The following is an 11,217-nucleotide window of genomic DNA, read 5'->3' as shown; positions in this document are numbered from 1 at the left end:
GGGAGCCACATCTGATGAATCCGGGCCCATCCGCGTTCGTTCTCGCCGAGCCCGCGTCCCAGCCGCCGGCCGACGTGTGGTCGAACCTCGACATGGCTGCGATCACCGACGCGCTCACCGGCTCCGGAGTGTGGGCCCCCGCCGACCAGCAGCCCGCGCTCAAGCAGCTGGTGAAGCAGGCGGCGGCCGACGGGCACAGCCTGCACGTGGTGGTACTGGACCAGTCGTACCCGAAGTTCACCGCCTACCGGGACATCGCGACCCACCTGCAGTCGGAGGTCGGCGGGACGGTGCTGGTCTTCGGCCCGTCCGGCAGCGGCACCGCGTCCGACGAGTTCAGCCGAGTTCAGCTCGAAGACGCCTCGAACGACGTCTCCAAGGGGGCCACGGCCTCCCAGGCCGCCGCGCAGATGTACCACAAGGCCGTCGATCCCAACGTGAACTGGAACGGCGTCACCATCGGCCTCATCGTCCTCGTGGTGATCGGCGCGGTGATCGCCCGCTGGCGGATGAAGCGCCGGCGGACGACGGCCGAGCCGGCCGCGGTCGGGCAGAACGGCGACGCCTCCGGCCCGGCGACTGCGGAGGGCGACGAGGATCCTGACGGCCGCCGTCCGGCCGGGACTGACTGACCCCTCGGGGTCCCGCCGTCCGGCGTCCGCGCTCGTCGCGGACGCCGCTTTCTTCTGACGCGTCACGATTCGTGCGTTATCCAACTGTGACAGGACTCTAAGGTTCCGTCTTTGCGCTGCTGACGCGTGTTTCCGCAGGTAATCACCTATTTGTAATTCAGGGCTTCAGGTTCTCACAGAGACTGATGTGACGTACGGTGCAGAAGACACTTTATGGTGTACGGGGGATAGATGTTGCGAGGGAGTTCTCGACTTGAAGCCAGCTAAGAACGGCGCACGTTGGGCGGCGCGAGGTACCACCGTGGGTGCCGTGATGCTCGTGAGCGTTCTCGGAGCCGGTCCGGCCCTCGGTGACCCCAACAACGCCAATCCCGTGGCATCGCTGATCAACCAGATCGCCGACGTCGATCAGAATCTGTCCGACCTCGCGAGCGCGGTCGCGGCGAAGCAGGAGAACGTCAACCGCACGCTGGTGGACTTCCAGAACGCGCTCGCGGCTCAGCAGGTCGCAGCCGCGGCCAGCCGAAGCGCCAAGGACTCGCTCGGCGAGGTGAGCGCGAAGGTCGAGGCAGCGCAGAAGGACTTCGACGCCTTCGTCCGGTCGGTGTACCGGCAGGGCAACAATCGCGGGGCGATGACCAAGTACGTCGCGTCCGACGATCCGGAGAAGGTCCTGGACCAGATGTCTGCCGTCGACCAGGTCACGCGACAGCAGCAGGCGACCATTCGCAAACTCCAGGTGGCACGCAACCAGCAGGCCAACCGGGTGGCGGCCACCGAGGCCACCCGCCAGCAGACGGCGATGGCCGCCAAGGACGCGTCGGCCCGGCGCGATGAGGCGATCGCCGCGGTCAAGGCCGCCCAGGACGCGGTCCGCACTCAGCAGACCAAACGCAACGAATTGGTCTCCCAGCGCACGTCGCTGGCGTCGAAGCTCGAGAAACTGCGCAAGTCGGCCCCCAAGAGCGAGGTGGACGCCCAGGCCTCGCCGGGCACCGTCGCCGACGTGGCGGGCAAGGTGCTCGACCGCATTCCGGCCAAGCCCGTGGAGGGCGATGATCTGGTGGCCCAGGCCGCCCAGGCGGCCGCGAAGCTCGCGATGGAGACCGGTCAGGCGCTGTTGGCCGGCGCCATCGGCAAACTCCAGATTCCGCATTCGGAACTGTTCGACCTGCTCGGCATCGGCGGGTCGTATCCGTTCGGTGAGGGCCAGGACAGCACCTACGGCCGACTCCAGAACGGCTCGCTCGGTCCGCTGCTGACCAATCCCGAGTCCGGGGTCCCCGGCGGTGGCGGAGGGCCCTCGCAGCCCGGGCTGCGCGGCCCGGCGGCCGTCGAACTCGTGGTCAACCGGATGAAGTCGCAGCTGGGCGTCACGTACGCCTGGGGCGGCGGCGACGCGAACGGCCCCACCCTCGGCATCCGCGACGGCGGCGTCGCCGACAGCTACGGCGATTACCGCAAGGTCGGCTTCGACTGCTCGGGTCTGATGATCTACGGCTTCGCGGGAGTGGGCATCGACCTTCCGCACTACACCGGCTACCAGTACACCTCGGGACCGCAGGTGCCGCTGTCGCAGATGCGGCGCGGCGACATGATCTTCTACGGGCCCAACGCCAGCCAGCACGTGGCGCTCATCCTCGGTGACGGGACCATGATCGAGGCGCCGCAGTCCGGCGACGTCGTGAAGATCTCGCCGGTGCGGACCGCGGGCGCCATGCCGTACGTGGTCCGGCTCCTCTGACACGTGCGCGGTCCCGATACTCCCCGCCCGCTAGTGTGGGTGTCGGTACATCGCAGGCCTCGACCGGTAGGAGCATCGGCTTGACTTCACCAGGCAGCAGCGGACAGGACCGCAGCGGCGCGGCGACGGAGGGATCCGCCGCCGGGACACTGTCTTTCACCCCGGAAGACGCGAAACTGATCGAACGCGCTCTGTTCGAGGTCAAGCGGGTGATCGTCGGCCAGGACAAGCTGGTCGAGCGCATCCTCACCGGTCTGCTGGCCCGCGGCCACATCCTGCTCGAGGGGGTGCCCGGCGTCGCGAAGACGCTGGCGGTCGAGACCTTCGCCACGGTGATCGGCGGCAGCTTCTCCCGCGTGCAGTTCACTCCCGACCTGGTGCCCTCCGACCTGATCGGTACTCGCATCTACCGGCAGGGACGCGAGGAGTTCGACACCGAGCTCGGCCCGGTGGACGCCAACTTCGTCTTGGCCGACGAGATCAACCGCGCCCCGGCCAAGGTGCAGTCGGCGCTGCTCGAGGTGATGGCCGAGCGGCACGTGTCGATCGGCGGCTCCACCTACCCCATGCCCGATCCGTTCCTGGTGATGGCGACGCAGAACCCCATCGAGAACGAGGGCGTCTATCCGCTGCCGGAGGCGCAGCGCGACCGCTTCCTGTTCAAGGTCCTCGTCGACTACCCGTCGGTGGAGGAGGAGCGCGAGATCGTCTATCGGATGGGCAACGTCCCGCCGACGGCGTCGCAGATCCTCGACCCGGCGGCGACCATCCGACTGCAGCAGCTCGCGGCCAACGTCTTCGTTCATCATGCGCTCGTCGACTACGTGGTCCGGGTCATCAACGCCACCCGGCGGCCCGCGGAGGTCGGGCTCGGCGAGGTCGACCAGTGGCTGGCCTACGGTGCGTCCCCGCGCGCGACGCTCGGCATCGTCGCCGCCGCTCGCGCCCTCGCGCTGATCCACGGGCGCGACTACGTGATCCCGCAGGATGTCGTCGAGGTGATTCCCGACGTCCTGCGGCATCGCCTCGTGCTGTCGTACGACGCGCTGGCGGACGAGGTGTCGCCCGATCACATCATCACTCGGGTGCTGCAGACCATCGGTCTCCCGCAGGTCTCCGCGGCGCCGGCCCAGCCGGTCCAGAGCCCGCCGGTCCAGCAGCCGCATGCGGCGCAGCAACCCGTGCAGCAGCCGCACGTCCAGCAGCAGTCGGGTCCGCAGGCTCCCGCGGCGCAGGCCCCGGCCGCCCAGCAGTCGCCGACGGTTCAGCCGGGCAATGCCGGCCACTGACGGGCTGCCGTCGTTCGCGGCGGGAACACTGACCGACCCCGAGCTGACGGCTGCGCTGAAGTCTCTCGAGCTCACCGTCCGGCGCAAGCTCGACGGTGTGCTGCAGGGCGAGCATCTGGGCCTGATCCCCGGACCGGGTTCCGAACCGGGCGAGGCGCGCGAGTATCAGCCCGGCGACGACATCCGGCGGATGGAGTGGTCGGTGACCGCCCGCACCGGGACGCCGCATGTACGGCAGATGATCGCCGACCGGGAGTTGGAGACGTGGTTCGTGGTCGACGCCTCGGCCAGCCTCGACTTCGGGACCGTCGGGCTGGCCAAACGCGACATCGCGATCGCCGCGGCGGCCGCGATCGTGCATCTGACGGCGGGTGGCGGTAATCGGCACGGCGCGATCATCGTGACGGGCGACGACGTGGTGCGGATACCGGCTCGCGCCGGCCGCGCTCACGACCAGGCCCTGCTGAAGGCGATCGCGACCACTCGGCGGAGCGCTCCGGGAGTGCGCGGCGATCTGAACGCCGGACTGGAGGCGTTGCGCCGCCCGTTGCGCAGGCGCGGACTGGCGGTGGTCGTGAGCGACTTCCTCGGCGAGATCGACTGGGCCCGCTCGCTGCGCGCGATCGGCGCGCATCACGACCTGCTGGGCGTGGAGGTGCTCGACCCGCGTGATGTGGAGTTGCCGCCGGTGGGACCGGTGACGCTCCGGGACGCCGAATCCGGTGAGGTGGTCGACGTCGACGTCACCGCGCAGGTGCGGGCCGACTACGCGCGGGCCGCCGCCGAACACCGGGCCGAGGTGCTGCGGACCTTCCGCAGCGCGGGCGGCCCGGTGCTGTCCCTGCGCAGCGACCGTGACTGGATCGCCGACACCGTCCGCTTCGTCGGCATGCGCCGCCGGACGATGGCGGCGGGGGTGCGTTGATGAGCGATCTGTTCGCCCACCCCTGGTGGCTGTTCTCTACGCTGCTGGTGGTCGCGTTGATCGTCGCCTATGTCTACGTGATGCGACGGCGGCGGGCGCGGGCGCTCGCCTTCGCGAACCTCGACCTCCTGCGGTCGGTGACTCCGAAGAACCAGGACCGCTTCCGCCATGTGCCGGTCGCGGTGCTGCTGACCGGTCTGGTGCTGCTGACGATCGCGATGGCCGGACCGATGGCCGAGCGCGACGTGCCGCGCAACCGTGCGACGGTCATGCTCGTCGTCGACGTGTCGAATTCGATGAAATCCACCGATGTGGCGCCGTCGCGGCTCAAAGCGGCTCAGGCCGCGGGTAAACGGTTCGCCGACGAACTCACCGACGGAGTCAATCTCGGGCTCATCTCGTTCGCGGGCACGGCGTCGACCCTCGTCTCGCCGACACCCGACCACGCCGCGACCAAGAACGCGCTGGACCGGCTCAAACTCGCTGACAAGACGGCGACCGGAGAAGGCATCTTCGCGGCGCTGCAGCAGATCCAGACACTGAACGCGGTGCTGGGCGGGCCCGAGGGTGCTCCACCGGCACGGATCGTCCTCCTTTCCGACGGCAAGCAGACCGTCCCCGAGAGCCCGGACGACCCCCGGGGCGGCTTCACCGCCGCGCGCAAGGCCAAGGAGGAGGGCATTCCGGTGTCGACCATCTCCTTCGGAACCCTGACCGGCACCGTCGACCTCGAAACTCCCGGCGGAGGCGTGGAGCGGGTGCCGGTCCCGGTCGACGACGAATCGCTGCGGAAGATCGCGAACCTCTCCGGCGGCGAGTTCTTCACCGCCTCGAGCCTCGACGAACTGAACAAGGTGTACTCCACGCTGCAGAAACAGATCGGTTACGAGCGTGAACGCGGCGACAATTCGAGGCCCTGGCTGATCGCGGGCACGCTGCTGGCGGTCGCAGGCACATTCGCCGCCCTGCTCCTGAACCGGCGCCTCCCCTGAGATAGGTTGATCAACCATGGCAGAGCATTCATCGATTCCCTCCCAGACTCCGCGCTCGGTGCTCGTCACCGGCGGCAACCGCGGCATCGGCCTGGCCGTCGCGCAGCGTCTGGCCGCCGACGGGCACAAGGTGGCGGTGACCCACCGCGGTTCGGGGGCGCCCGAGGGCCTGTTCGGCGTGCAGTGCGATGTGACCGACACCGAGTCGGTGGAGCGGGCCTTCGCCGAGGTCGCTGAGCATCAGGGGCCGGTGGAGGTGCTGGTCGCGAATGCGGGCATCACCGACAACATGCTGCTCATGCGGCTCAGCGAAGAGAGCTTCGAGAAGGTCATCGACGCCAATCTGACCGGTGCCTTCCGCTGCGCGAAGGTCGCGACCAAGGGGATGCAGCGCGCGCGGTTCGGTCGCATGATCTTCCTCGGCTCGGTGGTGGCCACCTCCGGCATCCCGGGACAGGCCAACTATGCGGCGTCGAAGGCCGGCCTGATCGGCCTGGCTCGCTCCATCGCGCGCGAACTCGGGTCGCGGAACATCACCGCGAATGTCGTCGCTCCCGGATTCATCGAGACCGACATGACCGCCGCGATGGAGGACCGGTACATCGAGATGGCCAAGCAGGCCATTCCGCTGGGCCGGACCGGCAAGCCCGAGGATGTCGCGGCGGCCATCAGCTTCCTGGCGTCCGATCAGGGCGGATACATCACCGGTGCGGTCATCCCGGTCGACGGCGGCATGGGCATGGGCCACTGACGAGCCGGGTACCGGCGCCGCCTTCCACACTTCTTCACTCACCCCCCACAGGAGCTTTTCGTGAGCGGAATCCTCGCAGGCAAGACCATTCTGGTGACCGGCATCATCACCGATGCATCGATCGCCTTCCACACCGCCAAGGTCGCCCAGGAGCAGGGTGCCACCGTGATCATCACGGGCATCCCCGAGCGGCTGCGCCTCATCGACCGGATCGCCAAGCGGCTGCCGCAGGAGGTGCCGCCGGCCATCCCGCTCGACGTCACCGACGAGGAGAGCCTCGGGGCTCTCGCCGACAAGGTGCGCGAGCTCGCGCCCCAGGGGATCGACGGTCTCGTGCACTCGATCGCGTTCGCGCCCAAGACGCTCATGGGCCCGGATGCGCTGCCCTTCCTCGAGGGGCCGGGCCCGGACGTCGCGAAGTCGTTCGAGATCTCCGCGTGGAGCTATGCCTCGCTCGCCCGCGCCGCGCTTCCGGTGATGAACGAGGGCGGCTCGATCGTCGGCATGGACTTCGATCCGCGCACGGCTCTGCCCGATTACAACTGGATGGGCGTTGCGAAGGCCGCACTCGAATCGGTGAACCGCTACGTGGCGCGCGAGGTGGGGGAGGCCAAGCGCATCCGCTCCAACCTCGTGGCGGCCGGACCGATCAAGACGCTGGCGGCCAAGGCCATCTCCGGCACCGCGACCGACGATGCGCGCAAGCTCAACATGCTCAACGAGTACTGGGACGGAGCCTCGCCGATCGGCTGGAACGTCGACGACCCGGGCGTGGTGGGCACCAGTGTGTGCGCCGTGCTGTCGGACTTCCTCCCGGGCACCACGGGATCGATCATCTACGTCGACGGCGGAGCCAGCCACAACACCTGGTTCCCCGAGAACTTCCTCGGCTGAGATGCACGGATCGGAAGACGGCGGCGCATTCGATGCGCTGCTGTTCCTGTCGTTCGGCGGGCCGGAGAAGCCGGCGGATGTGCGGCCCTTCCTCGAGAACGTCACGCGCGGCCGCGGCGTGCCGCGCGAACGCCTCGACGAGGTGGTGGAGCACTACCTGCACTTCGGCGGGGTCTCGCCGATCAACCGTCTCAACCTCGACATGATCGAGGCGCTGCGCGCCGAGCTGGGGCGACGTGGCCGGGACCTGCCGATCTACTTCGGCAACCGCAACTGGCATCCGCTCGTCGCCGACACCACCCGCCGGATGTACGACGACGGGCACCGGCGGGTACTCGTGTTCCCCACCTCGGCGTGGGGCGGGTATTCGGGCTGCCGGCAGTACCACGAGGACATCGCGGGAGCGCTGTCGGCGACGGGGCTGGACGACGCCGGGCTGGTACTGCGGAAGCTGCCGCAGTTCAGCGCCGAGCCGAAGTTCATCGAGGCCTCGGCGAATGCGCTGCGCACGGCCCTGGGTTCCTTCGGCACGGCGCCACGCGTGGTGTTCACCGCGCATTCGATTCCTGCGGCCGCCGACCGGAACGCCGGGCCCGCGGCCGAGGGCGGACACCTGTACTCGCTGCAGGTGAAGGCCGCCGCCGCGGCGGTGGCGCACTCGGTGGGCCTGCAGGAGTACGACGTCGTGTGGCAGTCGCGATCCGGTCCGCCGCAGGTGCCGTGGCTGGAGCCGGACATCTGCGATCACCTGCGAGAGCTGCGCGAGAGCGGCGTCACCGATGTGGCGGTGATGCCGATCGGCTTCGTCTCCGATCACCTCGAGGTGATCTGGGATCTGGACTCCGAGGCCAGGGAACTGGCAGCCGAGCTCGGCATGGGATACGTGCGCGTACCGACGGTCGGCACCGACCCCGTCTTCCTCTCGATGATCGTCGACCTGATCGAGCGGTATGCGGACGGCGGGGGAGACGTCACCGCGATGGGCTGTGGCGACAACGGTGCGCTGTGCCGGCCCGACTGCTGTGTTCCCGCGCGGCGGCCGAGCAGCCGGCCGTGATGTCCGGCTAGCTCGGATCCACCGTCACGAAGTCGATCAGCTCTTCCACGCTGCGCAGCAGCGGGACTTCCAGATCCCGGAAACTCGACACGCCCGCCAGAACGCGCCGCCAACCGTCTTGCGGTGTGCCCCAGCCGAGTTCGGAACAGATGCCGGTCTTCCAGTCCGTGCCCATCGGGATCACCGGCCAGGCGTCGATGCCGACGGACGCGGGCTTCACGGCCTGCCAGACATCCACGTAGGGGTGGCCGCAGACGAGGACGTGCGGACCCACCTCAGCGGTCAGCTTGGCCTCCTTCGTGCCGGCGACCAGATGGTCGACCAGCACACCGGCCCTTCGATGCGGTGCGGGCTCGAAGTCGGCCAGCGCGTCGTCGAGGTTGTCGAGGCCGTCGAGACTGATGACGACGACGCCCTCGCCCCGGAGGTCGTCGCCCCAGACCCGTTCCAGGAGCGTGGCGTCGTGCACGCCCTCCACGAAGATGCGGCTGGCGCGCGCTGTGCGGGCCCGTTGCTTGGGCGCCGCGCGCGAGCCGGAGGCGGTCCGCGTGGGCTGGACCGGGCCGCGCCCGCGAGGCCGGACCAGAGTCACCGGCTTGCCGTCGATGAGGAATGCGGCCGGATACATGTGAAACACGCGGGTCCGCCCGCGGCGATCCTCGAGCCGGACCATGTCGCCGGCGTAACTCTTCTCCAGACCCACCACGGCGCCGCAGAATCCGGTCGCCGCGTCTTCGACCACCAGATCGCGCTCGGCGGCCACTTCGGGGGCCTTCGGCTTGGTCTTGCGGGGCGAGGACAGCACGTCGCGGCCGTATCGATCATCGAACACGGATTCCAAGGGTAGGGGCCGGCGTCGGGATCGACGCGCGCGACGCTCCGGTGACCGCCTCGTCGCCGAGTATTCTGGCTTGGATGACCAGTTCCTCCCTGATGCTGCGGTCGTGGCCGGCGAGCGCGTTGGCGGTGTGGGCGGCCGCGCGTGAGGCCGGCCGCTGCTCGGCCGACGACGTCCTGCACACCCTTCACGACTACGCGCAGGTGCACGAGCTCGACCCCGGAGGCGACATCCTCGACCTGCTCGGCGCGGTGTCGGGCGCCAACGCGATGTGCGTGCGACTGCCCGCGCCCGGAGATGCCCAGGGACTGCCGCCGGGACGCCCCACCGATGCCGCGATGGCGGCGGGTGAGGTGATTCTGATCGACGACCGCGAAGCCGAAGGTCCCAGTACGCCCGCCGCCGGAGCGATGCGTGCGCTCGCGCTCGTCCCGATCGGCACGGCCGAGCGCTGCCGATGGCAGTCGATGCGCTACGACCGTGACGTGGCGGTCGGGGCGTTGCTCTCCGACAGCCCGCTGGGGGAGGTCGAGTACGAACTGCGCAGCGCGGTCGCCGAGGCCGCGACCTCGATCGCCGCACTCGGCGGCAGGCGTGGTTCGCCGGCCGACCTGCGCGATGCGCTGGCCGCTCGGGTCTCGGCGTCGACCATCGATCTGCCGCCGCACGACAATCCCCGTGTCGACCGGGTGCTGGCGAGCGCCGCGCAGATCGACGCGATCGTGTCGTTGACGGGAACGGGGGAACTGGGCGACTCCGGATCGCAGTTGGCGACCGCCGACGAGCGGTTGCGCGGTCTGTCGGCGCTGGCGCGCCGAGCGCGGTCGGCGGCGGTGAACACACTGATCGCCGATTACCGGTTCCGCGCCGGCTGACCGCTCAGACGCCCGCCAGCCAGCCGACTCCCGCGAACGCCGCCGCCCACAGCACAGAGGCGAACGTGCCGAGAATGAACTGTTCGCTGGCACGCGGAGCGCGGAGTTCGGAGAACCGGGCCAGGCTCTTCACCGCGAGGATGATCCCGATGCCGGCGGGCCACGCGAGAAGCAGCGACGCCGCCACCGCCGTGCGTTCGAGCATGCCGATGATCCGGCCGCCGCGCAGCGGTGCCTCGGGTTCGTCGTCGTGGTTGTCGGCCCGGGTCGGGATCCCGCCGAGCGCCAGCACGACGCGGACCGCGCTCGATCCGGTGGTCGCCGCGGCGATCACCGCCACGACGTGGACGGCGAGCAGCCCGGCGCCGGACGACGGCGCGCCGACCGCGGCGACGACGGCAGCCGCGGCGATGAGCGCCGCGCTCGCTGCCGCCGCGATCACATCGGTCGCCAGCACGGCGGAGTCGGACCGTTCGGGGTCGTCGACGAGGCGGCGCCGAACCAGCGAGGTGCCCGCGGACACTGCGATCGCGAGCAGTAGCAGGACGATGATCGCGATCATTCACTCACCTCCGGCAGCGGGCTGACGCCGTCTGCGGTCTGAAGCAGTCGGCGGAACAACTCCTCCGCCGGACGCTGCACATCCCAGCGCGCATGCCGCAGTCGCAGCGACATGGCCTGCGGCGAAATGCCCAGGGCATCCGCCGCCGCGGACTGGCTCGACCCGGCGGCGACGAGGGACACCGCCTCGCGACCGGCCTCGGAGCGGTCGAGCAGGACGTCGAGCAGGAGCCACGCGGCGGTCTGGGCATGATCGCACCACGGCGAGACCCCGCGAACGCACAGATGCCAGCGGTTCTTCTTCGCCGCCTCCACGGCGTCACGCGCGTCGAGGAAGGCCTGCCCGCGCCCCGCGCGTGTCTGCGGCGGCAGCGGAGCCTCCAGGGTGCCCACCCCGATGCCGACGCTCCAGTCGCCCGAGGCGGCGAGGTCGACGGCGAGCACAGCCAAGTGGTCGGGGGAGTCGAACACCGCTTGCACTTCATCGCCCGCGGTCCGCTCGAACGGTCGGATCATGCCCGGGCCGGAGCGGGCGAGCACCTCGGGCACCCGATCGCGTCCGGTACGGCTGCCCCGTTGATCTGCGGTCAGAACGAACACGGTCACCTCCTGAGTGAGTCCGCTTGGCGTGGGCGCGCGACGAATCCATCAAGCATAAA

Annotated in this window: 12 protein-coding genes; 9 read left to right on the top strand and 3 right to left on the bottom strand. The window is 69.6% G+C overall.

What is annotated here, in order from left to right; translation table 11 throughout:
* Positions 1-14 precede the first annotated feature (14 nt).
* The 8 genes from Y710_RS11250 (at position 15) to Y710_RS11215 (ending at position 8,284) form a co-directional block, all read left to right on the top strand.
* Positions 15-632 carry an Rv1476 family membrane protein gene (locus tag Y710_RS11250; protein WP_062367492.1) on the top strand — a complete coding sequence of 206 codons (618 nt, stop codon included), beginning with the start codon at positions 15-17 and terminating at the stop codon, positions 630-632.
* Between the two features lie 313 nt (positions 633-945).
* The gene (locus Y710_RS11245) at positions 946-2,376 is read left to right on the top strand and encodes an NlpC/P60 family protein (protein ID WP_081598057.1); all 1,431 of its coding nucleotides are present in this window, start codon (positions 946-948) and stop codon (positions 2,374-2,376) included.
* A gap of 149 nt (positions 2,377-2,525) precedes the next feature.
* Positions 2,526-3,665, top strand: a complete 1,140-nt coding sequence (locus Y710_RS11240; RefSeq protein WP_045539276.1) for an AAA family ATPase — start codon at positions 2,526-2,528, stop codon at positions 3,663-3,665.
* Positions 3,652-4,590 (top strand): DUF58 domain-containing protein, encoded by a 939-nt coding sequence (locus tag Y710_RS11235; RefSeq protein ID WP_062367491.1) that lies wholly within the window; start codon positions 3,652-3,654, stop codon positions 4,588-4,590. Before Y710_RS11240 ends, Y710_RS11235 begins: the two co-directional genes overlap by 14 nt.
* On the top strand, positions 4,590-5,582 hold the full coding sequence (locus Y710_RS11230; RefSeq protein ID WP_006894886.1) for a VWA domain-containing protein: 993 nt from the start codon (positions 4,590-4,592) through the stop codon (positions 5,580-5,582). Before Y710_RS11235 ends, Y710_RS11230 begins: the two co-directional genes overlap by 1 nt.
* A gap of 16 nt (positions 5,583-5,598) precedes the next feature.
* Positions 5,599-6,333 (top strand): 3-oxoacyl-ACP reductase FabG1, encoded by a 735-nt coding sequence (gene fabG1, locus Y710_RS11225; protein ID WP_062367490.1) that lies wholly within the window; start codon positions 5,599-5,601, stop codon positions 6,331-6,333.
* A gap of 60 nt (positions 6,334-6,393) precedes the next feature.
* Positions 6,394-7,227 carry an NADH-dependent enoyl-ACP reductase InhA gene (gene inhA / locus Y710_RS11220; RefSeq protein WP_006894888.1) on the top strand — a complete coding sequence of 278 codons (834 nt, stop codon included), beginning with the start codon at positions 6,394-6,396 and terminating at the stop codon, positions 7,225-7,227.
* 1 nt (position 7,228) lies between these two features.
* Complete coding sequence (locus Y710_RS11215; protein WP_006894889.1) at positions 7,229-8,284, top strand: ferrochelatase; 1,056 nt, start codon at positions 7,229-7,231, stop codon at positions 8,282-8,284.
* 7 nt (positions 8,285-8,291) lie between these two features.
* On the opposite strand, the gene Y710_RS11210 is transcribed toward Y710_RS11215, so the two are convergent.
* The gene (locus Y710_RS11210; protein ID WP_062367529.1) at positions 8,292-9,116 is read right to left on the bottom strand and encodes a DUF3097 domain-containing protein; all 825 of its coding nucleotides are present in this window, start codon (positions 9,114-9,116) and stop codon (positions 8,292-8,294) included.
* Between the two features lie 83 nt (positions 9,117-9,199).
* Between Y710_RS11210 and Y710_RS11205 the strand changes: the two genes are divergently transcribed.
* Positions 9,200-9,997 carry a hypothetical protein gene (locus tag Y710_RS11205; RefSeq protein WP_062367528.1) on the top strand — a complete coding sequence of 266 codons (798 nt, stop codon included), beginning with the start codon at positions 9,200-9,202 and terminating at the stop codon, positions 9,995-9,997.
* Positions 9,998-10,001: 4 nt separating this feature from the next.
* Here Y710_RS11205 and Y710_RS11200 read toward each other — a convergent pair whose 3' ends face one another.
* Positions 10,002-10,559, bottom strand: a complete 558-nt coding sequence (locus Y710_RS11200; protein ID WP_006894896.1) for a hypothetical protein — start codon at positions 10,557-10,559, stop codon at positions 10,002-10,004.
* Positions 10,556-11,158, bottom strand: a complete 603-nt coding sequence (locus Y710_RS11195) for a hypothetical protein (protein WP_062367527.1) — start codon at positions 11,156-11,158, stop codon at positions 10,556-10,558. Before Y710_RS11195 ends, Y710_RS11200 begins: the two co-directional genes overlap by 4 nt.
* Between the last annotated feature and the right edge of the window lie 59 nt (positions 11,159-11,217).

The sequence above is a fragment of the Gordonia sp. QH-12 genome, assembly GCF_001578675.1.
Classification (GTDB): Bacteria; Actinomycetota; Actinomycetes; order Mycobacteriales; family Mycobacteriaceae; genus Gordonia; species Gordonia sihwensis.
Note: the sequence above shows the minus strand (reverse complement) of the source record. Positions and strands in the feature narration are given on the sequence as shown.